At 68.1% G+C, this 21,893-nt stretch carries 22 protein-coding genes and 1 pseudogene; 9 read left to right on the forward strand and 14 right to left on the reverse strand.

Annotated elements, in window-relative coordinates; genetic code table 11:
- The 13 genes and pseudogenes from AC1DXX_RS08065 to gtdA all read right to left on the reverse strand — a co-directional run bounded on the left by AC1DXX_RS08065 (nt 1) and on the right by gtdA (nt 12,526).
- On the reverse strand, nt 1-612 hold the full coding sequence (locus AC1DXX_RS08065; RefSeq protein WP_478133655.1) for a class I SAM-dependent methyltransferase: 612 nt from the start codon (nt 610-612) through the stop codon (nt 1-3).
- A 96-nt stretch (nt 613-708) separates the two neighbouring features.
- The gene (locus tag AC1DXX_RS08070; RefSeq protein WP_478133656.1) at nt 709-2,169 is read right to left on the reverse strand and encodes a SulP family inorganic anion transporter; all 1,461 of its coding nucleotides are present in this window, start codon (nt 2,167-2,169) and stop codon (nt 709-711) included.
- Between the two features lie 239 nt (nt 2,170-2,408).
- Nucleotides 2,409-3,113: an SDR family oxidoreductase gene (locus AC1DXX_RS08075; protein ID WP_478133657.1), complete on the reverse strand. Its 705-nt coding sequence runs from the start codon at nt 3,111-3,113 to the stop codon at nt 2,409-2,411.
- 33 nt (nt 3,114-3,146) lie between these two features.
- Complete coding sequence (locus AC1DXX_RS08080) at nt 3,147-3,785, reverse strand: SMI1/KNR4 family protein (protein WP_478133658.1); 639 nt, start codon at nt 3,783-3,785, stop codon at nt 3,147-3,149.
- Nucleotides 3,786-3,788: 3 nt separating this feature from the next.
- A pseudogene (locus AC1DXX_RS08085) lies at nt 3,789-4,180 on the reverse strand (glutathione S-transferase N-terminal domain-containing protein).
- 27 nt (nt 4,181-4,207) lie between these two features.
- On the reverse strand, nt 4,208-5,086 hold the full coding sequence (locus AC1DXX_RS08090) for an acyl-CoA thioesterase (protein WP_478133659.1): 879 nt from the start codon (nt 5,084-5,086) through the stop codon (nt 4,208-4,210).
- An 89-nt stretch (nt 5,087-5,175) separates the two neighbouring features.
- Complete coding sequence (locus AC1DXX_RS08095; RefSeq protein WP_478133660.1) at nt 5,176-5,838, reverse strand: hypothetical protein; 663 nt, start codon at nt 5,836-5,838, stop codon at nt 5,176-5,178.
- Nucleotides 5,839-5,918: 80 nt separating this feature from the next.
- A complete protein-coding gene (locus AC1DXX_RS08100; protein ID WP_478133661.1) occupies nt 5,919-7,274 on the reverse strand; it encodes an FAD-dependent oxidoreductase in 1,356 nt (451 codons plus the stop codon).
- A complete protein-coding gene (locus AC1DXX_RS08105; RefSeq protein ID WP_478133662.1) occupies nt 7,274-8,251 on the reverse strand; it encodes a Bug family tripartite tricarboxylate transporter substrate binding protein in 978 nt (325 codons plus the stop codon). Before AC1DXX_RS08105 ends, AC1DXX_RS08100 begins: the two co-directional genes overlap by 1 nt.
- A gap of 84 nt (nt 8,252-8,335) precedes the next feature.
- A complete protein-coding gene (locus AC1DXX_RS08110) occupies nt 8,336-9,316 on the reverse strand; it encodes a Bug family tripartite tricarboxylate transporter substrate binding protein (protein WP_478133663.1) in 981 nt (326 codons plus the stop codon).
- A gap of 56 nt (nt 9,317-9,372) precedes the next feature.
- Nucleotides 9,373-10,644: a 3-hydroxybenzoate 6-monooxygenase gene (locus AC1DXX_RS08115; RefSeq protein ID WP_478133664.1), complete on the reverse strand. Its 1,272-nt coding sequence runs from the start codon at nt 10,642-10,644 to the stop codon at nt 9,373-9,375.
- 25 nt (nt 10,645-10,669) lie between these two features.
- Complete coding sequence (locus AC1DXX_RS08120; protein ID WP_478133665.1) at nt 10,670-11,374, reverse strand: fumarylacetoacetate hydrolase family protein; 705 nt, start codon at nt 11,372-11,374, stop codon at nt 10,670-10,672.
- Nucleotides 11,375-11,440: 66 nt separating this feature from the next.
- On the reverse strand, nt 11,441-12,526 hold the full coding sequence (gene gtdA, locus AC1DXX_RS08125; RefSeq protein ID WP_478133666.1) for a gentisate 1,2-dioxygenase: 1,086 nt from the start codon (nt 12,524-12,526) through the stop codon (nt 11,441-11,443).
- A gap of 121 nt (nt 12,527-12,647) precedes the next feature.
- Here gtdA and AC1DXX_RS08130 point away from each other — a divergent pair, with 121 nt between their 5' ends.
- From AC1DXX_RS08130 to AC1DXX_RS08155, 6 genes are all read left to right on the forward strand, one after another.
- Nucleotides 12,648-13,544: a LysR family transcriptional regulator gene (locus AC1DXX_RS08130; protein WP_478133667.1), complete on the forward strand. Its 897-nt coding sequence runs from the start codon at nt 12,648-12,650 to the stop codon at nt 13,542-13,544.
- Nucleotides 13,545-13,640: 96 nt separating this feature from the next.
- Nucleotides 13,641-14,090 carry an acyl-CoA thioesterase gene (locus tag AC1DXX_RS08135; protein ID WP_478133668.1) on the forward strand — a complete coding sequence of 150 codons (450 nt, stop codon included), beginning with the start codon at nt 13,641-13,643 and terminating at the stop codon, nt 14,088-14,090.
- A gap of 89 nt (nt 14,091-14,179) precedes the next feature.
- Nucleotides 14,180-14,674, forward strand: coding sequence for a phasin family protein (locus AC1DXX_RS08140; RefSeq protein ID WP_478133669.1), 495 nt, complete (start codon nt 14,180-14,182; stop codon nt 14,672-14,674).
- Between the two features lie 126 nt (nt 14,675-14,800).
- The gene (locus AC1DXX_RS08145; protein ID WP_478133670.1) at nt 14,801-15,499 is read left to right on the forward strand and encodes a TetR/AcrR family transcriptional regulator; all 699 of its coding nucleotides are present in this window, start codon (nt 14,801-14,803) and stop codon (nt 15,497-15,499) included.
- Between the two features lie 6 nt (nt 15,500-15,505).
- A complete protein-coding gene (locus AC1DXX_RS08150) occupies nt 15,506-16,342 on the forward strand; it encodes a hypothetical protein (protein WP_478133671.1) in 837 nt (278 codons plus the stop codon).
- A 68-nt stretch (nt 16,343-16,410) separates the two neighbouring features.
- Nucleotides 16,411-16,668, forward strand: a complete 258-nt coding sequence (locus tag AC1DXX_RS08155) for an acyl-CoA-binding protein (RefSeq protein ID WP_478133672.1) — start codon at nt 16,411-16,413, stop codon at nt 16,666-16,668.
- Nucleotides 16,669-16,683: 15 nt separating this feature from the next.
- On the opposite strand, the gene AC1DXX_RS08160 is transcribed toward AC1DXX_RS08155, so the two are convergent.
- Nucleotides 16,684-17,931 carry a CaiB/BaiF CoA transferase family protein gene (locus tag AC1DXX_RS08160; RefSeq protein ID WP_478133673.1) on the reverse strand — a complete coding sequence of 416 codons (1,248 nt, stop codon included), beginning with the start codon at nt 17,929-17,931 and terminating at the stop codon, nt 16,684-16,686.
- A gap of 308 nt (nt 17,932-18,239) precedes the next feature.
- Here AC1DXX_RS08160 and AC1DXX_RS08165 point away from each other — a divergent pair, with 308 nt between their 5' ends.
- The 3 genes from AC1DXX_RS08165 to AC1DXX_RS08175 all read left to right on the forward strand — a co-directional run bounded on the left by AC1DXX_RS08165 (nt 18,240) and on the right by AC1DXX_RS08175 (nt 21,696).
- On the forward strand, nt 18,240-19,130 hold the full coding sequence (locus tag AC1DXX_RS08165) for a helix-turn-helix domain-containing protein (protein WP_478133674.1): 891 nt from the start codon (nt 18,240-18,242) through the stop codon (nt 19,128-19,130).
- 115 nt (nt 19,131-19,245) lie between these two features.
- Nucleotides 19,246-20,166, forward strand: coding sequence for an ABC transporter substrate-binding protein (locus tag AC1DXX_RS08170; protein WP_478133675.1), 921 nt, complete (start codon nt 19,246-19,248; stop codon nt 20,164-20,166).
- Between the two features lie 12 nt (nt 20,167-20,178).
- On the forward strand, nt 20,179-21,696 hold the full coding sequence (locus tag AC1DXX_RS08175; protein WP_478133676.1) for a sugar ABC transporter ATP-binding protein: 1,518 nt from the start codon (nt 20,179-20,181) through the stop codon (nt 21,694-21,696).
- Nucleotides 21,697-21,893 lie beyond the last annotated feature (197 nt).

The raw sequence follows: 21,893 nt of genomic DNA on the forward strand, positions 1-21,893 counted from the left end.
TCACTCCCGCGGACGAGATGCGAGGAAGCTGACCCACGTCACGTCCTCGCGGCCGATCCACTGCGTGTCCCATTGCATTCGCAGGCCGGCCGCAGCAAGCTCGTCGGCGAACCGGTCCTTCGCCCAGTACACGGTCTGGTAGTCGCCGTTCGTCTCGCCCTCGCCGATGCGCATGCCCGCGAGGAAGACCCCGCCGGGCTCGAGCGCGTCGAACACCTTGCGCAGGACCGGTGCGACCTGCTCACGATCGACATGGATCAGCACGGCCATCGCGAGGATCGCGCTGTAGGGCCCGCCCAATGCATCCGTCACGACGTTGAGCAGCTCGCCCTTCTTGCCGCGCTCGGCCTGCAGGTCGAGAAAGGCCTGCGCCGCATCGGTGCGCCTGACGACGCCGCCCAACGACTCGATGAAGTCCGCGTCCTGCCCCGATCCGGAACCGATCTCGAGCACGGTGCCGCCGGCAGGCACGAACTGCATCATCCGGCGCAGCGCGTCCACGATCTCGGGCGGCCGGTGGCCTGCCACGATCGCGTTGTATTCGCGGGCGGACGCTTCGTAGGACGCGATGGTGCGGTGCATGTTCTTGAGCACCGGATCGGGAATTTTCATGCGCGCCTTTCCGCTCCGCCGGACCTCCGGCGGGACCGGAAAGGCTAGGTCCAAGCCATCGGCCGGCTCAGGGGAAAACTACCTAGGACCCAAGCACTACTCGGGTGCGGCGTCGAGCTGCAAGATCAGGTCGCGGCTCGCCTGGTTGAGCCCGGTGACGTCCACCACGCTGCCGTGCTTGCGCAGCCGCTCGACCACCTTCGTCAACGCGGCCACCGAGGTCACATCCCAGAAGTGCGCCTGCGACACGTCGATGTGCACGGGCGCCCCGTCGATCTCGCGCACGTCGAAGGCGTCCACCAGCATGTCGGCCGATGCGAAGAAAACCTGGCCGCTCACGCGGTAGACACGCATGCCGTCCCCGGCCCCGGCTTCCGCATGCACATGCAGCAGCCGCGCGACCTTGAAGGTGAAGAACACGCCGCTGAGCATCACGCCCGTGGCCACGCCCGCGGCGAGGTTGTCGGTGGCGACGGTGACGGCCACCGTCGCGAGCATGACCGCGCTGGACATGCGCGGGTGCCGCACCAGCGTGCGCAGCGAGCCCCAGTCGAAGGTCGAGGCCGACACCATCACCATGATCGCGACCAGCGCCGCCACCGGCACCTGCGACACCCAGGGCTTGAGCAGCACCATGAGGATCAGCAGGAACACGCCCGCAAACAGCGTCGACAGCCGGCCCCGGCCGCCGTAGCGCACGTTGCTCACGGTCTGGCCGATCATTCCGCAGCCCGCGATGCCGCCGAAGCAGCTGGCCGCGACGTTGGCGATGCCCAGGCCGCTGCACTCGCGGTTCTTCGAGCTCGGCGTGTCAGTGAGTTCGTCGACCACGCTCGCGGTCATCATCGATTCGAGCAGGCCGACCATGGCGATCGCGAAGGCCGGCAGCGCGATGATGCGCAGCGTCTCGAGCGTGAGCGGCACCGAGGGGAATGCGAACGTGGGCAGCGCATCGGGCAGGTGGCCGAGGTCGGCCACGGTCTTCAGCGGCAGGCCGAGCCACTGGCCCACCAGCGTCACCACGACGATGCACACCAGCGGCGACGGCACCGCGGTCGTCAGGCGCGGCAGCAGGTAGATGATGGCCAGCCCGAGCCCGACCATGGCCCAGGTTGCGGTGTTGGCGCCGATGAAGTGCGGCATCTGCGCCGCGAAGATCAGGATGGCCAGCGCGTTGACGAAGCCGGTGCGCACTGACGACGACACGAAGCGCATCAGCACCCCGAGCCGCAGCAGGCCGAACACGATCTGCATCGCGCCCGCGAGCAGGCCCGCGGCCAGCAGGTACGGCAGGCCGTGCGCATGCACCAGCGGCGCGGCCACCAGCGCCACCGAACCGGCCGCAGCCGACACCATGGCCGGGCGACCGCCGGTGAAGGCGATCACGAGGCCGATGACGAACGAGGCAAAAAGGCCGACCGCCGGGTCCACGCCGGCGACAAAGGAAAAGGCGATCACCTCGGGAATGAGCGCGAAGGTGGCGACGGCGCCCGCCATCAGCTCGCGGGGAATGCTCGGGCACCACTCGGTGCGCAGGCGACTGTGGGTAGAAGACATGGGAAGCGGCAACAGCCCGCTGGCGGCGCAAGGGCACCGCGATGCGGAACAGGAAAAGAGAGGGAAGCCGCCATGCAGCCTCCATGCGGGTGGCGACGGCCGTGAGCCGCCGCGCTTCACGCCGCCCGCGTCAGGGAGGCGTCGGCCGCGAGCAGCCCGACTGCCGGCGGCGGATGGGGAAGCGGGGCATCCGGGAACACATGGGCGCCGATTGTAGGGAGCCCGGTCGCAGGCTCAGCTCAGACCGAGCGCGTGATGCCGCCGTCCACGCGCAGGTTCTGCCCCGTGATGTAGCCCGCGCCCTCGGAGGCCAGGAAGCCGATGGTGGCGGCGATCTCGGCGCTGCGGCCGTAGCGGCCCATCGGGATCCGTTCGCGGAACACTTCTTTCTCGGGCAGGCTGTCGATGAAGCCGGGCAGCACGTTGTTCATGCGCACGTTGTGCGGCGCGTACTGGTCGGCGAAGAGCTTGGTGAAGGCCGCAAGGCCGGCGCGGAACACGCCCGAGGTCGGGAACACGGGGTCGGGCTCGAAGGCCGCGAAGGTCGAGATGTTGATGATCGCGCCGCCGCCCTGCTTCACCATGTGCGGCGCCACGAGGCGCGCGGGGCGCACGGCGCTCAGGAAGTAGACGTCCATGCCGCGGTGCCAGTCGTCGTCGCTGATCTCCAGGATCGGCGCGCGCGGGCCGTGGCCGGCGCTGTTCACGAGCACGTCGATGCGGCCCCATTCGGCGATGACCTGGTCGACGAGCCGCTGGATGTCGTCGTTCGATTGGTTGGAGCCCGTGACGCCGATGCCGCCGAGTTCCTGCGCCAGCGCCTCGCCCTTGCCCGACGAGGACAGGATGGCCACGCGAAAGCCATCGTCCGCGAGCTTGCGGGCCGCGGCGGCGCCCATTCCACTGCCGCCGGCGGTGACGATGGCGACTTTCTGATCTGACATGGTGGGTTCCTTCCTTCGGATGAAACCCGTAGCCTACCCCTCGATGTCCCAGCGCGCTTTCACGGGGAAAGGCGCGCTGTCCTGCAGGGCGAAGCGCTTCAGGTCTTCCTCGAACTCGGCCTGCGGCATCAGCGAGGGCACCTGTTCGGGCCTGGCGCGCGGGCCCGTCTTGAAAGGCCGCGACACCAGCGGCTGTCGGCTCAGCGCCTGCAGGTAGGTGGCGGTTTCCGCGTCGTCCATGAAGGCCGTGACGGTGGCCACGTCGGTGGCGATGCGCTCGGCCATCTCGGGCTCGGACAGGTCCCAGTCGCCGAGGTAGCTCAGATCGACGAAGGCTTCCAGGAATTTCGCGCAGATGAAATCGGCGAACGAGCCGTGGCCGACGCTGCTTTCCTCGTTGTCGTGCCACACGAAGGCCACGCCCACGGCGCCGCCGTCCAGCGGCACGAGGCAGTATGCGTCGCCCGCACCCGATTGCGCAAAGGGCAGGAAGCGGCGGCCGTCCTGCCACTTGGCGTCGAGCCACTCGTCGAGGTCGTGGGCCGCCTGTTCGGCGTCCAGCCATTCGAAGTCGGGGAAGCCGGCCAGATCGGGCGGTCCGCTGGCGAGGAGCTGTTGTAGCAGCGGGGGAATTTCAATGCCGGTACGGCGCGAGAGATCGTCGAACGTCATCGCTCAGACCGTCGGCAACGTGGCCTGCATCGACGGCCGCTGGTTGAACGCCGCGAACCACTTCGCGCTGTTCGGCGCCTGGGCGCGCCAGTCCACCGAGGGAAAGCGGAAGTCCATGTAGCCCAGCGCTCGGTGCCGCTCTTCGGGAACAGCGCGCCCGCGTGCGTGGCATCGAGGTACTCGCAGATCACGCGGCTGTCGTACAACACCTGGCCGTCGTCGCAGATGAAGGTCGGCACCTGCCCGAGCGGGTTCTTCGGCAGGATGGTCGCGTCGCGCTTCACCGGGCCGGCCACGCTTGGCAGTTTCTCGATGCGGTCGGCGATGCCGAGTTCGTGCGCGACGACCATGCACTTGCGCACGAACGGCGAAGCGGGCGAGTGGAAGATCTTCATTCGATGTGTCCTCGTCGGGTGCTGTTCTCAGCGCCGGATGCGCAGCATGCCCTCTTGCGCGGTCGAGGCCACGAGCCGCCCGTCGCGCGTGAACAGGCTGCCGCGGCACAGGCCGCGCGCGCCGCTCGCGCTCGGCGAGTCGAGCACGTAGAGCAGCCAGTCGTCCATGCGGAAATCGCGGTGGAACCACATCGCGTGGTCGAGGCTCGCGGGGCGCACCTGGCCGCTCATGAAGCTCAGGCCGTGCGGCAGCATCGCGGCGCGCAGCAGACCGTGGTCGGAGGCATAGGCGAGCAGCGCGCGGTGCACGACCGGGTCGTCGGGCAGCGGCGCGATGGCGCGCATCCAGATCGCGCTGTCCGAAGGTCGCACGACCGGCGTCAGCAGGTCGTCGGCCTCGACGCGGCGGTACTCGATGCCATGCGGCTCCAGGCCCTTGATGCGCCAGCGCTCGGGCAGGCGGTCGCCGAGCGCGCGGCGCTGGTCGAGTTCGCTGATCAGCGCCTCGGGGCCTTCGACCGCCGGCATCGCGAGCTGGTGATCGACGCCGTCGTCCACCGTCTGGAAGGACGCCGACATCTCGAAGATGATGCGTTCCTGCTGGCGCGCCACCACGTGGCGGGTGGTGAAGCTGCGGCCGTCGCGCACGCGGTCGACGCTGTATTCGATGGGCGCATGCTCGCCCGGCAGCAGGAAGTAGGCGTGCATCGAATGGACCGGCCGGTCGGCGCCGACCGTGAGGCTCGCGGCCGCCAGCGACTGGCCGAGCACCTGGCCGCCGAAGACGGCGGGCGTGCCGATGTCTTCGCTCTGCGCCAGGAAGCGATCGCCCCCGAGCGGCTCGAGCTGCATGAGGGCGACGAGTTCGTCGACGAGGCGGGAAGCGGTGGCGGGATCGGTGGTCATCGGAGGGCTGTCAATGCAAGAAGGCAACCCGCGACCATAGCAAAGGCCGGGCCTGCGAGCTGTCGCGGGCCGGTCAGCGGGCGCTGCTGCTATTTGTAGAAGCAGAAGCCCATGACGCGGGCCCGGCAGCTGAAGTCCGTTCCGCCCTGAACGAGGGACACGGGAACACCATCCAGCAGCAGCGAGCCGTCGCCGGCGCGGACCAGCGGCGTCGGCGCGGGCCTGGTGGCGGGGGCACTGGCCGTTTCCTGTTCGACGTACTTGATGGCGTGGGACCTGGAGAAGTCGAGCCTGTCGGCCGGCTTCAGCGGGCTCGCCGCGTACCGCGTGCCGTAGACGGTGCCGAAGTAGCGCATTGCCGGACCCGTGCGGTCGCCGTATTTCACTTCCGCCTTCGCGAAGCCGGTCTGGACCAGGAAGGTCCGGTCCTCGGGTGTCAGGTCGGCGTCGAAGGCCATCAGCACGTACTGCCCTTCGAAGCTCTGGTTGCGCGCCACCTTGAGCTCGCCGATCAGGGCGGGCGTGACCTTGGTGCGCCCTTCCCAGCGCAGCAGCGCCGCCACGGACGGGTCGCCGCTGAACACGTAGTGGTAGTTCTCGCCGGCGAAGACGACCTTGCGGCCGTCCTTGGCCGCCAGGAAGCTCTGCAACCGGTCCTTGTCGTGGACGGGCTCGCCTTCGGGCGTGCTCGCGCAGCCCCATTGCACGAGGCCGAGCGCGGCGCAGGAAAGGGCGAGGAGGATGCGACGCACTGGGGTCGACAACGAAAGGGGGTTCACAATCATCCGGCGTTCGAGTTCATCAAGCCCCGGACTCTAGCGTGCCGCCGCGCTCAGCGGTCGATGTCGGCGCCGTCGGCAACCAGCTTCTTCTGAAGCGCCGGCACATCGACAGCCGCGAAATTCGAGCTGCCCAGCGACGCCGCCGCCGTGCCCGCGGCCTGCCCCATGACGAAACAGCCGCCGCTCGCGCGCGCCGCCGACTGGCCTTCGTGCGTCATCGCGGCGCAGCGGCCGGCTACCAGCAGGTTGTCGACCTTGCGCGGCACCAGCATGCGCCAGGGCAGCTGGTTGTAGGTGCGGTTGTCGTCGCGCGGAAAGGCCCACTCGATGCGGCCGTCGGCGTGCATCTCCATCGGCCAGGCATTGATGCCGATGCTGTCGTCGAACGTCGCCGACGACAGGATGTCTTCGCCCGCGAGCGCATAGAGGCCTTCGATGCGTCGCGTTTCGCGGATGCCGACCTGCGGCGCGATCTCGACGATGGCCGCCTCTGCGAAGCCCGGCACCTCGGCCTTCATGAACCTGAAGTACTCGGCGATCTGGCGGCGGCCTTCGAGCTCGCCCTCGGTGAGCTCGCGTGCGTCGATGCCGTTCATCGCGCGGCCCGCGGCATTGCGGATCTGCGTGACGTTGGCGCGCCATTCGCGCGGGTCGATGTTGGGCCGCAGGATCGCGCCTTCGCGCGGGAACTTGTAGACACCCGGCTTCTGCGCCTGCACCTTCGCCATCAGGTCGTTGATGGCCTTGAACTCGCCCACGGCCGCGAGTGCCGGCTGCGCATCCACCTGGCCGACGCGGAACATGGTGGTCGGGAACAGGCCACTGCCGTGGCCGTCGCCCACCTCGAAGGGCACGCCTGCGAAGGCCGCCACGTCGGCGTCGCCGCTGGCGTCGATGAAGGCATTGGCACGGATCGCCTGGCGGCCCGACTTGGTCTCGACCACCAGGGCCGCGATGCGGTCGCCGTCGCGGATCACCGCCGCCGCCCACGCATGGAACAGCAGGTTCACGCCGGCATCGAGCAGCAACTGGTCGGCCGCGATCTTGTAGGCCGAGGTGTCGTAGGAGCGCACACGGATGCGGCCCTGCATGCCGTCCTGCGGCTTGTTGAGGCCGCCCAGTGCGCCGATGCGCGCGAGCAGGTCGTCGGCCACGCCGCGCACCAGCAGCGTCATCTCGCCGTTGCGCTTGCCGTACAGGCCCGCAAAGTTGGTCACGCCGCCCGCGGTGCCCATGCCGCCGAGGAAGCCGTAGCGTTCCACCAGCAGGGTGCTGGCGCCGTGGCGCGCGGCGCTCACGGCGGCGGCGATGCCGGCGGGGCCGCCGCCGACCACCACCACGTCGTATTCGCCGAAGACCGGCAGCTCGCGTGCCGGTTCGGTCAGGGTCTTCTGCTGGTTTGTCATTACTGCAACTTGATGCCGCGGGTGGAAATGATCTTGGTCATGATGGCTGCTTCTTCGTTCACGCGCGTACGCATGCCATCGGGCGAGGTGCCCACGGCCTGCCAGCCCTGCTCGAAGAGCTTGCGGCGAACGTCCGGATCCTTCATCACCACTTCCAGCTCGCGGCCGATGCGCGCCTGCGCCGTCTTCGAGAGGTTGGCCGGCCCAAGCAGTGCCACCCACACCTCGAGGTTGAAGTCCTTCACGCCGGCCTCCGACAGCGGCGGGATCTCGGGCACCAGCGCGCTGCGCCCGCCGGTGAGGCCCACGGCCTTGAGCTTGCCGGCCCGGATCTGCGGCATGGCCACGCCCGGGGGAATCAGGCCCATCTGCACCTGGTCGCCCAGCATGCCGGTGATGACCTGCGGGTTGCCCTGGTAGGGCACGTGCTCGGGCTTGAAGCCGGCCACGCGGCTCTTGAGCAGTTCCATGCCCAGGTGGCCGACGGAGCCGATGCCGACCGAGCCGTAGTTCCACTTGTCGCCGGCCTTGCGCGCGGCATCGAAGAAGGCGGCGCCCGTGGGCAGGTTGTTCTGTGCCACCAGGACGAGCGGCGCGGTCGCGATCAGCGAGAGGTACGTGAAGTCCTTGGCCGGGTCATAGGGCAGCTTGGGATACAGCACCTTCGACGACGTGAGGTTGCCGTTGATGACGAGGCCCAGCGTGTGGTCGTCGGTGGCCTTGGCCACCTGGTCGGCCGCGATGTTGCCCGAGGCGCCGGCCTTGTTGTCCACGATGATCGGCTGGCCCAGCGCCTTGCTCAGCGGCTCGGCGATGGTGCGCGCCGCGATGTCGGGCGTGGAGCCGCCCGGAAAGCCCACGAGCAGCCGGATGGGTTTGGTCGGCCAGGCATTGTTCTGTGCGCTCGCGGCGATCGGCAGCAGGGCGGCGGCTGCCAGGCCGCTGACGATCAAAAGGGCTCTCTTTTTGGCTTGCATGGCGAAAAGAAGTGAAAAAGTTAACAAAAATCAAAGAGGGCCAGCTTAACTGCCGAAGGGAACAGCGGGCAAGACACGCTCTCTCTATTCGAGGCTGATGTTGCCCCTGCGCACCAGCTCGCCATACACCTTCGACTTGGCCTGCGCATTGCGCTCGATCTCCTCCGGCGACCAGGCCAGCGGCTCGAAGGCAAAGGTGTCGAAGCGCGCGCGGATCTCGGGGTCGGCAATCACCTTGGCCACGTCGGCATTGATCTTGGCCTTGATGGCCGCCGGCACGCCCTTGGGCGCGAGCAGCGAGACGAAGGAATTGACCTCCAGCGAGGCCGGCCCGCCGGACTCGGCCATGGTCGGCACGTCGGGCATCTGCGGAATGCGCCGGGGCGCCGCGATGGCGATGTAGCGCAGCTTGCCGGCCTTGTAGATGCCCTGGCTCGACGGAATGCTGGCGAAGCTCCACGGCACCTCGCCGGCGCCCACGTTCGAGAACAGCTGCGACACCTCGCGGTACGGCGCATGCCGCATGCGGATGCCGGTGAGCGCCTCGAGCTGCTGCGCGCCCAGGTGGCCCGGGCTGCCGACGCCCCACGAGCCGTAGACGATGCCGTCGGGGTTGGCCTTGGCGGCGGCGATCAGGTCGCCCATGGTCTTCCACTTCGAGTCGGCGGCCACGGCCACGAAGAAAGGCGTGCGGAACAGCGAGGCCACCGGGTCGAAGTGCTGCAGCGTCACGAAATTGCGCGACTTGTACAGGTGCGGCAGCGCGGCGATGTGCTCGCTGTCGAGCTGCAGCAGCGTATAGCCGTCGGGCGCGGCGCGGCGGGCCTGGTCGATGGCGATGAAGCCGCCGCCACCGGGCTTGTTGTCGACCACCACGCGCTGGTTCCAGAGGCGCGAGAGCTTGTCGGAGACGAGGCGCAGCACCGCATCGGGGCCGCTGCCGGCGGCAAAGGGCGTGACCAGCGTCACCGGCTTGCTCGGAAAGTCGCCGGCCTGCGCCAGGGCGCCGGTGGCAGCGGTCAGGGCAAGGATGCCCGCCAGCAATGCGCGCAAAGGGAAGTTCATGGTTTGTTGTCTCCTGGGCCTGCGGCCTCGAATGGTGATGATGGAAGAAAGGCGTTTCAGTGCGGCGAGAGCACGGCGGCCGCGTCGGCGCTCGGCACCGCAGCAGGCCGCACCGGCTCCGGCGCATCGTCCAGGCAATGCTCCGGCCGCCAGGCGTAGAGCCATTCGACGGCATCGTAGAAGCGTTCGGGCGTGCGTCCGACCCAGAGGCTGTTGCGCACCAGGCGCTCCACGCCCTGGGCGTGATAGAGGCGTCCCATCTCGCGCACCGACAGCACCACGCGCGCCGTGCGGGCGATGCGGGCGGACTCGTAGCGCTGGAAGGCAGCGGTCATGTCGAAATCGCAGGCCTTCACGGCGGCGCCGAGCGTCACCGCATCTTCCAGCGCCATGCAGGCGCCCTGTGCGAGGTACTGCATCATCGGATGCGCGGCATCGCCGAGCAGCGTGGCCGGGCCTTCGCTCCAGCGCTCGACCGGATCGCGGTCGGCCGTGCTCCAGCGGCGCCACGAGGAGGGGCGGTCGAGCAATTGGCGCGGACGCGCATGCACGCCGTCGAAGTACGAGAGCACTTCTTCCTTGCTGCCGTCGGAAACGCCCCACTCTTCCTGCGTGCGGCTGTGGAAAGTGACGACCAGGTTGTATTGCTCGCCATGGCGCAGCGGGTAGTGCACCAGGTGGCAGTTGGGGCCGGCCCAGACCACGGGCGCGTTCCAGCGCAGGTCGGCGGGCATGTCGGCCGCGGGCACGACGGCGCGGTACACCACATGGCCCGAGACGCGCGGTGCATCGCCGATGAGCTTCGCGCGCACCACGGACTTCACGCCGTCGCAGCCCACGATGGCGTCGGCCTTGAAGCGCCGGCCGTCGCGCGTCGTGGCGACCACCCCCTGCGCGCCGGTGTCGATGGCATCGACCTGCGCCGACGTATGGAAGCGGATCAGCGGATGCTGCTTCACGGCCTCGTGGATCGCGCCGTGCAGGTCGGCCCGGTGGCTCACCGCATACGGATTCCCGAAGCGCGCGCGGAAGGCTTCGCCGACCGGCACCGAGGCCACCTCTGTGCAATCGACGGCGTCCATCATCACCAGCCGGTCGGTGAAGACCGAGCTCCTGCGCACCGCCTCGCCCACGCCCAGCGCGTCGAGCGCCGCGAAGGCGTTGGGGCCGAGCTGCAGGCCCGCGCCGATCTCGCCGATGGTGGCGCTTTGTTCGAGCAGGTCGATGGCCACGCCCAGGCGCGCCAGCGCCAGCGCGGCGGCCATGCCGCCGATGCCGCCGCCGACGAGCAGCACGGTGGGGGGATTCTTCAGGGGGGATGTGCTCATCGTGGGGCCTCCGCGCGGGACTTGCTCAATCGATACGGACCGTGAGCGAGGGCAGCCGTTCGATGCTCACCTTGATGGTCTGGCCGGGCTTCACCGCGCCCACGCCCTCGGGCGTCCCCGTGAAGATCAGGTCGCCGGGCTGCAGCATGAAGAGCGTCGAGAGATTGGCGATCACTTCGTTGACCGACCAGATCAGGTGCGTGATGTCGCTGTTCTGGCGCACCTGGCCATCGACCTCGAGCGTGATGGCGCCGGCATTGATCTCGCCCACGTCGGCCAGCGTGCGCAGCGGCGCGATGGGGGCAGAGAAGTCGAAGGCCTTGCCGATTTCCCAGGGTCGGCCCTGCTCGCGCATCTTCATCTGCAGGTCGCGGCGCGTCATGTCGAGCCCCACGGCGTAGCCGTGGATGTGGCCCGAGGCCTGCTCGGCCGGGATGTCCTTGCCGCCCTTGCCGATGGCGACCACCAGCTCGGCTTCGTAGTGGTAGTTGCTCGTGAGCGGCGGGTACGGAATGGCGCCGGCCTGGCCTTCGGCCACGGGCACGACCGAGGCGTCGTCGTTGGGCTTGCAGAAGAAGAAAGGCGGTTCGCGGTCGGGGTCGAAGCCCATTTCGCGGGCATGCGCCGCGTAGTTGCGGCCGACGCAGTAGACGCGGCGCACGGGGAATTGCTTGTCGGAGCCCACGATGGGCAGGCCGACGATGGAAGGGGGCGTGAAAACAAAGGACATGGAGGCTCCTGCCGCACGCGGCGGCACACGGTCGAACAAATGAAAGAAAAAGGGGTCGGCCGACGTTCAGGCGTCTTCGAGGAAGGTCTCGCGCAGGATGCCCATGGCCTGCTGCACAGGGCGGTCGGAGAAGCTGAAGAGCACGGCGTCCCCGCCCGGCGAAGACAGGCGCAGCGGCGCCCAGGACGGCACGACGAAGGTGTCGCGCGGCCCGAATTCGAAGCGTTGGCCCGCGATCTCCGCAACGCCATGGCCTTCGACCACGCTGTAGACCGTGCCATCGGTCGCGCGATGCGTCTTGCCCGCGAAGCCCTTCGGCAGCAACTGCAGGTTGGTAGAGATCGTGGGCATCGGCGAGCCGCCCGTCAGCGGGTTGATGTAGCGCAGCTTGTGGCCGAGCCAGGCATCGGGCGCCTCCTGCTTCTGCAGCTGGGCCAGCGCCTCGCGGCTGCGTGCATAGGGGTAGTTGAAGATCGGCGAGGTGGCCGACACGTGGTCGTGCCGCACCGGCACCATGTTGTGGCCGAAGCGCGCCAGGCTGTGGCCCTCGGGCCGCGCGACGTGCTGCACCCTGGCGTCGTCGTTCTCGGCAAAGCCGGCATCGAAGAAGCGCAGCATCGGAATGTCGAGCCCGTCGAGCCAGACCACCGGCTCCGCCGCGCCGCCGATGCCTTCGTTGCCGTGGTCGTGCCAGGCCCACGAGGGCGTGATGATGAAGTCGCCCGGGTGCATGGTGGTGCGCTCGCCGCCCACCGTGGTGTAGGCACCCTTGCCGTCGACGATGAAGCGCAGCGCCGACTGCACATGGCGGTGCGAAGGCGCCACCTCGCCCGGCATGATGAGCTGCAGGCCCGCGTAGAGCGACTGCGTGATCGACGAGTTGCCGGGCAGCGCCGGGTTCTCGAGCACCAGCACGCGGCGCACGGCCTCCTCGGCGGTGATGAGCCCGGCCGACTCCATCAGCAGCGGGCGAATCTCGTCGTAGCGCCAGAGCGCGGGCACGCAGGGCGTCTGCGGCTCGCGCGGCACCAGGGCATGCAGCGACTCCCACAGCGGCGTGAGGTTCAGCGGGCGGATTCGGGCGTAGTAGTCACTGCGCTCGGCGGCGTTGGCCGGGGCGCTTTTCACGGTGCTTCGAGAGGCGGGGTTCATTGGCGTGGGTGTCTCCGTGGCGGCATTGTTGAGCCACCCTACTATTTCCTCAAGACCTGTAGCCAATACACGGAATTCGAAATTTCGATAATGGTGTCTTTCGCTCTCGGAAAAGAAACCCATGTCCAAGCTCGATCTCGAATGGCTCGCCGTGTTCGACGAGGTCTACAAGACCGGCAATGTCTCGAAGGCGGCCGAGCGGCTGGGCATGGCACAGGCGGCCGCCAGCACCGCGCTCAACAAGCTGCGCGTGCACTTCGACGACCGGCTGTTCACCCGCACCGCGCAGGGCATGCAGCCCACGCCGCATGCCGAGCGCATCTACCCCAACCTGCGCGAGGCGCTGGCCCAGCTGGCGCAGGCCCAGGGCAACCGCAGCAGCTTCGAGCCGGCGCAGGCGCAGCGGCGCTTTCGCATCTGCATGACCGACATCAGCGAAGTGGTGCTGCTGCCCGGCCTGCTCGACCACCTGCGGCACGCGGCGCCGGGCGTGCACATCGAGACCGAGATCATCTCCACCCTCAGCGGCCGCCGCCTGCAGGACGGCGAGGTCGACCTCGCCGTGGGCTTCATGCCGCAGCTGGACGCGGGCTTCTACCAGCAGACGCTGTTCATGCAGAACTTCGTCTGCCTGGCGGCGCAGAACCACCCCCGCATCGGCGCCCGGCTCACGCGCAAGCGCTTCGAGGCGGAGGCGCATGCGGTGGTGTCGACGTCCGGCACGGGGCATGCCATCGTCGACACCACCATCGCCCGGCTGGGCCTGAAGCGCGATGTGGTGGTGCGGCTGTCGAGCTTCCTGAGCGTGGCGCGGATCGTGGCGCACACCGAGCTGATCGTGGTGGTGCCCCGCATCCTGGGCAAGGTGCTGGCCATGCAGGAGCCGGTGAAGATGCTGGAGCCGCCCTTCGTGCTGCCGGCCTATGCGGTGAAGCAGCACTGGCACGAGCGCTTCCATGCCGACCCCGGCAACGCCTGGCTGCGGCGCACGCTGGCCCAGCTGTTCAGCGGCAGCTGAGCGCGTGTGCCGAAGCGACGGGCGGCATCCGGAAGCGGGCGCCCGCTCGCATAATCGCGGCTCCCCACCCCACAGCCACACGACAAAGGCGGCCCCATGTCTTCGATCACCCTGCGTTTTCTGGCCGAGCCCAGCACCGTCAACTTCGGCGGCAAGGTCCACGGCGGCACGGTCATGAAGTGGATCGACGAGGCCGGCTACGCCTGTGCGACCAGCTGGTCCAAGCGCTACTGCGTCACCGCCTTCATCGGCAGCATCCGCTTCCACCGGCCGATCATGATCGGCGACCTCGTCGAGGTCGAAGCCCGCCTCGCCTACACCGGCACCACCAGCATGAACATCTCGGTCGAGGTGCGCAGCGGCGACATGAAGGGCGGCTCGATGGAGAAGACCACCGAGTGCCTGATCGTCTTCGTCTCGGTCGACTCGCACGGCCGGCCGCTGCCGGTGGAAGCCTTCGTGCCCGGCACGCCCGGCGAAATGGCCTTGGCCGAGCGCGCCAAGGCGCACCTCGAGGCCAGCCGCGCAGCCGGCGCAACGCCTTGACCCCCAGGGTTTGCCTGTAGAGGCGAAGCTCTAATGGGGAGGGCCTCGAGCAGCTAAAGTCAGGCGATAGTTTGCAAAGGAACATTCGCATGGCGATCCCCGACGACGACAGCAACAAGGCCTCCGACCGCATCAAGGACTCCGCCCAGCAGATCTGGCTGGCCGGTCTGGGCGCCTTCGCCAAGATGCAGCAGGAGGGCAGCAAGGCCTTCGAGGCGCTGGTCAAGGACGGCGCCGGCATGCAGAAGAAGACCCAGCAGGCGGCCGAAGAAACCCTCGCCCAGGCCCAGCAGCGCATGGCCGGCTTCGCCAGCGAGTTCGGCACCAAGGCCGCCGGCCAGTGGGGCAAGCTCGAGAACATCTTCGAAGAGCGCGTGGCGCGCGCGCTCGAAAAGCTCGGCATGCCCTCGGCCGCCGACATGGCCGCGCTGCAGGCCCGTGTCGAGGCCCTCGAGGCCCAGCTGAAGCACGGCGGCGCCAAGGATCCCGCAGCCCCGGCGCGAGCCGCCCGCAAGACGACGGCACGCAAGGCTGCCCCGCAGCCCGCCGCAAAGAAAACTTTACGCCGCACCAAGGCCGGTTGACCTTGCCGGGATTGCGGCGCTGCACAAAAAATCAGCACCGCAAAACATGTACTGCGCTGTGCATGGCGCAGTGCACATACGCTAGAGTGTCCCCAAGAAAACAAGAGATACACCGGGGGCACCGACATGGCAAAGAAGGCGCCACGCCGCACGGCGCAACGCATCCTCGAAGCCGCATTGGACCTGTTCAACCGCTTCGGGGAGCCGAACGTCTCCACCACGCTGGTGGCGAGCGAGCTCAACATCAGCCCGGGCAATCTCTACTACCACTACCCGGCCAAGGAAGAGCTGATCAACAAGCTCTACGAAGGCTACGAAGCCGAGCTCAACGAGCTGCTCCACGCGAGCGAAGGCGTGCACGACGTGGAGGACGCCTGGTTCTTCATGCACAGCCTGTTCGAGCTGATCTGGCGCTATCGTTTCCTGTACCGCGACCTGAACGACCTGCTGAGCAAGAACCGGCACCTCGAGACCCAGTTCCAGCTGGTGCTGAAGAACAAGGTCCGCGCCATCCGCCAGCTGATCGCCGGCCTGGGCCGCGCCGGCCACCTCGACATCGATGCCCACGAGGTCGACACCCTGGCCCAGAGCATGGTCGTGGTGCTCACCTACTGGCTGAGCTACGAATACGTGCGCAACCCGCGCGAGGCGCTCGAACCGGCGCATGCCCAGGGCGCGCTGATGCGCGGCGGCCACCACACCCTGCACCTGCTCGCGCCGTACCTCGAGCGTGAACAGCGACAGCATCTGCTGGCACTCAGCAATGCCTACAACGGCGAAGATGCACCCAGCAACGTGGTTCCCACTGTCGATATGGCGGCCTAGACAACCATGCCCCACCCCGATTTCAAACCGCTCTCGCTGATGTCCGCCAACCCGGTTGCCGCGAACGCGGAACCCTGGGCGCCCCTGCCCTACGCCGACGTGCCGCGCTTCGACGCCCGCAGCGTGCTGCCGCACTGGCCGCGCCTGCATGCCGGCCACGACCTGCCGCCGCCGGACGCCGGCGCGCCGCTGGCCGAAGGCTGGGCGCTGTACCACAGCGGCGAATTCGAACGCGCCGCCGCCATCGGCCTGCTGCACGGCGCCGAAGGGCTGGTGCTCGCCAACCAGGCCACCGCCATTTACGCCAACTACCTCGAACCGCGCGAAGCCATCCGGCTCTCGATGTTCCGCCAGGTGATCGAGCGGGCCAGTGCACAGGCCATCGCCGAACCGGAAAACTGCCAGGCGCTCTACTGGCAGGCCTATGCGCTGGGGCGCTACAGCCAGGGCATCAGCGTGGCGCGCGCGCTGGCGCAGGGCCTGGGCACCAAGCTCAAGGGCGCGCTGGAGCGCGTGATCGAGCTGCAGCCCAGCCACGCCGACGCGCACGTCGCGCTGGCCGCCTTCCATGCCGAGGTGATCGACAAGGTGGGCGCGCTGGTCGGGCGCATGACGTACGGCGTGCGCGCCGAGACCTCGGTGGAGTTGTTCGAACGGGGGCTCGACCTGCATCCGCATTCGCCCGCCGGGATGATGGAATACGCCCGCGCGCTGCTGATGCTGCATGGCGATTCGCGCATGGGCGAGGCCACGCGGCTCTACGAGAAGGCCGCGGCGCTGAAGCCGGCGGATGCGCGGGAGCGGCTGGATGTCGAGCTGGCGCGGGCGGGGTTGAGGGACTGAGCCTCCCGGTACCAATGGGTACCACTCAATTTAAGATGCGCGGTCCCTGGTTCTCAATTTGATTTCCCATGTCCGACCTCAACGCCCGATTCGAAGCCGCCCAAGCCAACTCCAAGCTCCTGGCCGAGCGCCCCGACAACCCCACGCTGCTCAAGATCTACGGCCTCTTCAAGCAGGCCACCGAAGGCGACAATACCGCCAAGAAGCCCAGCTTCAGCGACATCGTCGCGCGCGCCAAGTGGGACGCGTGGACCGCCCAGAAGGGTGCGAGCGCCGACGAGGCGAAGCAGAAGTACATCGACCTGATCGAATCCCTTCGGGGCTGACCCAGCCCACGCCAGTCAACCGACGATCCCGCGCGCGTGCAGCGCGGCGATCTGCTCGGGGCTCAGTCCGATCTCCTTCAGCACCGCATCGGTGTCCGCCCCCAGCGCCGGTGCGTTGTGCCGGTGGCTGGCCGGCGTGAGCGACAGCTTGGGCACGAAGCCGGGCACCGCGAGCGCGCTGCCGTCGGGCATGTTCACCTGCTGCAGCATGCCGCGCGCCGCGTAATGCGGGTCGGCCGCGATGTCGGCGATCGTGTAGATGCGGCCGGCCGGCACGTGTGCGGCAGCCAGTGCGGCGAGCACTTCGTCCACCGTGCGCGCGGCAGCCCAGTCGCCGATCGCGGCATCGAGCATCTCCACCTGCGCCACCCGTCCCGTGTTGCCGGCCAGCGCCGGGTCGGCCGCCAGATCGGGCCGGCCGATGCATGCCATAAGGCGCCGGAAGATGCTGTCGCCGTTGCCCGCCACGATGGCATAGCCGCCGTCGGCACAGCGGTAGGCATTGGTCGGCGCGATACCGGGCAGCGCACTGCCGGCCGCCTCGCGCACCGCACCGAAGGCGCCGTATTCGGGCAGCAGGCTTTCCATGCAGTTGAAGACCGCCTCGTAGAGCGCCACGTCGATCACCTGCCCCTTGCCTTTCGGGTATTCGGCGCTGACCGTGGCGTGACGGTGCTGCATCGCCATCAGCACGCCGATCACGCCGTGCAATGAAGCCAGCGTGTCGCCGATCGACACGCCCACGCGCACCGGCACCCGGCCCGGTTCGCCCGTGAGGTGGCGCAGCCCGCCCATGGCCTCGGCCACCACGCCGAAGCCTGGCCGGTCGCGGTAGGGGCCGGTCTGGCCGTAGCCGCTGATGCGCAGCATGACGAGCGCGGGGTTGGCGGCCAGCAGCGCGTCGGGGCCGAGGCCCCAGCCTTCCATCGCGCCGGGGCGGAAGTTCTCGATCAGCACGTCGGCCTCGGCCGCGAGCTGGCGCACGATCGCCTGCGCCTCGGGTTCGCGCAGGTCGAGCGCCAGCGAGCGCTTGTTGCGCGACTGCACCTGCCACCAGACGGAGGTGCCGTCCTTCAGCAGCCGCCAGGTGCGCAGCGGGTCGCCCGCGCCGGGCGGCTCGATCTTGACCACCTCGGCGCCGAAGTCGGCCAGCGTGCGTGCGGCAAAAGGGCCGGCAATCAGTTGGCCGAGCTCGACGACCTTGAGGCCGGCCAGCGGCCCCGCAGCGGTCGGCACGACAGGGGAAGAAGAGGTGTTCGTCATGGCGCCAGAGTGTGCCGTGCCGCCGCCCGCCCTCCGCGGGGCGGGAAAACACCTATGAATTCTTGACGCGGCGTCTTCGGGTCTTTTTGCACCGCAGCAATCGCCGCGCGCCGCACCCTCTCTCCCGAGGAGAAAGGAGATTTGCTGCAATGCAATGCCTTTGCCCGCCAGCTTGCGCAAAGGTCAAAAAAGTATCAATTTCGGGCGCTATCTCTGGTTGTTGGCGTCCTGGGCGATTCGTACAGTCCGCCCCACGTTGTCGCACGGCGCCAACCACGGCAAAGAGACAAAAAGGAAAAGGAACGCCCATGCAGCCTGATCTGGAAATCGTCGAAGTCCGCGGGGACGAATCGTTCACCGCCTGGGCGCACGGCTATCCGTATCGCACGGTGCGCTGGCACTTCCATCCCGAATACGAGATCCAGCTGATCGTCGAGACGCGCGGCGTCTATTTCGTCGGCGACCACGTCGGCCACTTCGAGCCCGGCAACCTCGTGCTCATGGGCCCCGACCTGCCGCACAACTGGATCAGCGACGTGCCCGCAGGCCAGAGCGTCGAGCGGCGCGGCATCGTGATCCAGTTTCCGGCCGAGCTGGCGAAGAACATGGCCGCCGCCTTTCCCGAGTTCCAGCGCATCGCGCCGCTGCTGGCCGAATCGGGCTCGGGCCTGCTGTTCTCGGCCGAGACCGCCATCGCGGCGAAGCCGATCATGGAGTCGCTGCTCGGAGCGCGAGGCCTCCGCCGCGTGATCCTGCTGCTCTCGCTGCTCGAACTGCTGGTGGACGGCAACAACCGCCAACGGCTCGCGAGCCCCGCGTTCAAGCCCGACCCCAAGGCCTTCATGTCGCACGCCATCAACAACGTGCTGGCGCACATCGCGGCCAACCTCGGCGACGACCTGCGCGAGCCGATGCTGGCGGAGCTGGTGGGCCAGAGCCCGAGCGCGTTCTCGCGGTCGTTCCGCAAGCACACCGGCCAATCGTTCGTGCGCTACGTGAACCGGCTGCGCATCAGCCGCGCCTGCGAGCTGCTCACCAACAGCGAGAAGCCGGTGCTCGACGTCTGCATGGACGTGGGCTTCAACAACGTCTCGAACTTCAACCGGCAGTTCCTGCTGCACAAGCGCATGCCGCCGACCAAGTTCCGCAGCTTCCACCGCATGCAGGCCGCGGCCTCGCGTGCCGCCAGCCCGCCGTAGCCGGCTTTCATGGGTTCCCCGCGCCGTCGCCGGCGCGGCGCCTCGGGCGCCGCGTGGGGCGAGCCTTTGTCCGCGTTTTTTTCCAGACAGTCACAACCTCCAGGAGACAGCCATCATGAAGAACCTTCTCAAGGCCACCGCCCTCACCGCCGCACTGGTCTGCGGTGCATCCGCCGCACAGGCGCAGGCGCCGAAGCAGCCGCTGCGCATCGGCATGACCTTCCAGGAACTCAACAACCCCTACTTCGTGACGATGAAGCAGGCGCTCGAGGAAGCCGCGGCCAGCATCGGCGCAACGGTGGTCACCACCGATGCCCGGCACGACGTGGCCAAGCAGATCGGCGACGTGGAAGACATGATCCAGAAGAAGGTCGACATCCTGCTGCTGAACCCGACCGATTCCACCGGCGTGCAGTCGGCCGTGCGCTCGGCCAAGAAGGCGGGGCTGATCGTGGTGGCGGTGGATGCCAACGCCCAGGGCCCGGTCGATTCCTTCGTCGGTTCGAAGAACACCGACGCCGGCCGCCTCGCCTGCGAGTACCTCGCGAAGAACATCGGCGAGAAGGGCGACGTGGCAATCCTCGACGGCATTCCGGTCGTGCCGATCCTGGAGCGCGTGAAGGGCTGCCGCGAAGCGCTCGCCAAGTACCCCGGCATCAAGGTGGTCAGCACGCAGAACGGCAAGCAGGAGCGCGCCACCGCGCTCACCGTCACCGAGAACATCCTGCAGGCCAACAAGGGCCTGAAGGGCATCTTCAGCGTGAACGACGGTGGCTCGATGGGCGCGCTCGCGGCCATCGAGGCCAGCGGCAAGGACGTGAAGCTCGCCAGCGTGGACGGCGCGCCCGAAGCCATCAAGGCGATGCAGAAGCCAGGCTCGAAGTTCATCGCGACCACGGCGCAGTACCCGCGCGACCAGATCCGCCTGGCCATCGGCATTGCGCTCGCGAAGAAGTGGGGCGCGAACGTGCCGGCCGCGGTGCCGGTCGACGTGAAGCTGATCGACGCCGAAGGCGCAAAGACCTTCACCTGGTAACCGGGCCAGGCCATGACCTCCACGGAAGGCGAAGAAATGCTCCGGCTGGAAGGCGTGTCCAAGCGCTTTCCGGGCGTGAAGGCGCTCTCGGGCATCGACCTCTCGATCCGCAAGGGCGAGGTGCACGCGCTGCTCGGCGAGAACGGCGCGGGCAAGTCGACGCTGATGAAGATCCTCGGCGGCATCTACCAGGCCGACGAGGGGCGCATCTTCATCGAGGGCAGCGAACGCCGATTCGCAGGCTACAACGACGCGATCGCGGCGGGCGTCGGCATCATCTTCCAGGAGTTCAGCCTCATTCCGTACCTGAACGCGGTGGAGAACATCTTTCTCGGCCGCTATCTGAAGAATCGCTTCGGGCTGATGGACAAGGCGGCGATGCGGCGGTCGGCCCGCGCGTTGTTCGACGAGCTCGGCGTGCAGATCGACCTCGGCGCGCCGATCTGCCGGCTCTCGGTGGCGCAGCAGCAGTTCGTGGAAATCGGCAAGGCGCTGTCGCTGAAGGCGCGGCTGCTGGTGCTCGACGAACCGACCGCCACGCTCACGCCCAACGAAGCCGGGCACCTGTTCAAGATCATGCGCGAGCTGCGTGCCAGGGGCGTGGCGATGATCTTCATCTCGCACCACCTGGACGAGATCTTCGAGGTGTGCGACCGCATCAGCGTGCTGCGCGACGGTGCCAATGCGGGCCATGCGGAGGTGGGAGCGACCGATGTGGATGCGCTGGTCGAAATGATGGTCGGCCGCAGGATCGAGCACAACTTTCCGGCCAAGCCGCAGCCCGCGCCGCGCGGACGCAAGGTGCTCGAGGTGCCCGAGATCCAGCTGGCCAAGGGCGGGCCGATCAACAGCTTCGACCTGCACGAGGGCGAGATCCTCGGCTTCGCGGGGCTCGTCGGTTCGGGCCGCACCGAACTCGCGCTGGGAATGATGGGCGCCGAACGCGTGCATCGCAAGACCGTGCTGCGCAACGGCAAGCCCGTGCGCCTCAACGACCCGACGCAGGCGCTGGAGAACGGCATCGGCCTGCTGCCCGAGAGCCGCAAGGTCGAGGGGCTGATCACCGATTTCACGGTCCGCTTCAACATCTCGATGAACAACCTCGGCCAGCACAAGCGCGGCGGTCTGGTGAACCGGAAATCGGAGCAGCAGTCCGCCGGCGAACTCTCGAAGCGCGTCGGCGTGAAGGCACCGGGCATCGAGACGCGCGTGGCCACGCTGTCGGGCGGCAACCAGCAGAAAGTGGTGATCGCGCGCTGGCTCGGCCACGCCTGCGAGGTGCTGATCTTCGACGAGCCCACGCGCGGCATCGACGTGGGCGCGAAGGCCGAGATCTACAGCCTGATGCACGAACTCACGCGGCAGGGCAAATCGATCGTGATGATTTCGAGCGAGCTGCCCGAGATCGTGGGGATGTGCGATCGCGTCGCGGTGTTCTCGGGCGGCGCCATCGTGGCCACGCTGGAGGGCGAAGCCATCAACTCGGGCGAGATCATGCGCCACGCTACTTCGTCGGGGAGTCTTCAATGACTTCCACTACGGGGCGCTTTTCGACTCGATGCGTTGTGTTTGAGGCTTGTTGTTCAGGGCGCGCTCACGCCGACGGGGTACCTTGCTCCGCGAATGTCCCCCGGCGCGGCCTAGGGCCGCAGGCCTCCTCCTTTATTTCGCTGCGCAAGGCACCCCATCGGCGTGATCGCTCAGAGCACTGGTTGATCGGCCAGCAC

Source organism: Variovorax sp. P4_B10 (assembly GCF_056402375.1).

Coding starts and splice junctions, on each gene's coding strand:
- AC1DXX_RS08105 (WP_478133662.1), bottom strand. CDS start 8,251: ATGCAAGCCAAAAAGAGAGCCCTTTTGATCGTCAGCGGCCTGGCAGCC.
- AC1DXX_RS08135 (WP_478133668.1), top strand. CDS start 13,641: ATGTCTTCGATCACCCTGCGTTTTCTGGCCGAGCCCAGCACCGTCAAC.
- AC1DXX_RS08170 (WP_478133675.1), top strand. CDS start 19,246: ATGAAGAACCTTCTCAAGGCCACCGCCCTCACCGCCGCACTGGTCTGC.
- AC1DXX_RS08145 (WP_478133670.1), top strand. CDS start 14,801: ATGGCAAAGAAGGCGCCACGCCGCACGGCGCAACGCATCCTCGAAGCC.
- gtdA (WP_478133666.1), bottom strand. CDS start 12,526: ATGAACCCCGCCTCTCGAAGCACCGTGAAAAGCGCCCCGGCCAACGCC.
- AC1DXX_RS08155 (WP_478133672.1), top strand. CDS start 16,411: ATGTCCGACCTCAACGCCCGATTCGAAGCCGCCCAAGCCAACTCCAAG.
- AC1DXX_RS08120 (WP_478133665.1), bottom strand. CDS start 11,374: ATGTCCTTTGTTTTCACGCCCCCTTCCATCGTCGGCCTGCCCATCGTG.
- AC1DXX_RS08065 (WP_478133655.1), bottom strand. CDS start 612: ATGAAAATTCCCGATCCGGTGCTCAAGAACATGCACCGCACCATCGCG.
- AC1DXX_RS08110 (WP_478133663.1), bottom strand. CDS start 9,316: ATGAACTTCCCTTTGCGCGCATTGCTGGCGGGCATCCTTGCCCTGACC.
- AC1DXX_RS08100 (WP_478133661.1), bottom strand. CDS start 7,274: ATGACAAACCAGCAGAAGACCCTGACCGAACCGGCACGCGAGCTGCCG.
- AC1DXX_RS08075 (WP_478133657.1), bottom strand. CDS start 3,113: ATGTCAGATCAGAAAGTCGCCATCGTCACCGCCGGCGGCAGTGGAATG.
- AC1DXX_RS08150 (WP_478133671.1), top strand. CDS start 15,506: ATGCCCCACCCCGATTTCAAACCGCTCTCGCTGATGTCCGCCAACCCG.
- AC1DXX_RS08130 (WP_478133667.1), top strand. CDS start 12,648: ATGTCCAAGCTCGATCTCGAATGGCTCGCCGTGTTCGACGAGGTCTAC.
- AC1DXX_RS08160 (WP_478133673.1), bottom strand. CDS start 17,931: ATGACGAACACCTCTTCTTCCCCTGTCGTGCCGACCGCTGCGGGGCCG.
- AC1DXX_RS08070 (WP_478133656.1), bottom strand. CDS start 2,169: ATGTCTTCTACCCACAGTCGCCTGCGCACCGAGTGGTGCCCGAGCATT.
- AC1DXX_RS08080 (WP_478133658.1), bottom strand. CDS start 3,785: ATGACGTTCGACGATCTCTCGCGCCGTACCGGCATTGAAATTCCCCCG.
- AC1DXX_RS08165 (WP_478133674.1), top strand. CDS start 18,240: ATGCAGCCTGATCTGGAAATCGTCGAAGTCCGCGGGGACGAATCGTTC.
- AC1DXX_RS08175 (WP_478133676.1), top strand. CDS start 20,179: ATGACCTCCACGGAAGGCGAAGAAATGCTCCGGCTGGAAGGCGTGTCC.
- AC1DXX_RS08090 (WP_478133659.1), bottom strand. CDS start 5,086: ATGACCACCGATCCCGCCACCGCTTCCCGCCTCGTCGACGAACTCGTC.
- AC1DXX_RS08115 (WP_478133664.1), bottom strand. CDS start 10,644: ATGAGCACATCCCCCCTGAAGAATCCCCCCACCGTGCTGCTCGTCGGC.
- AC1DXX_RS08140 (WP_478133669.1), top strand. CDS start 14,180: ATGGCGATCCCCGACGACGACAGCAACAAGGCCTCCGACCGCATCAAG.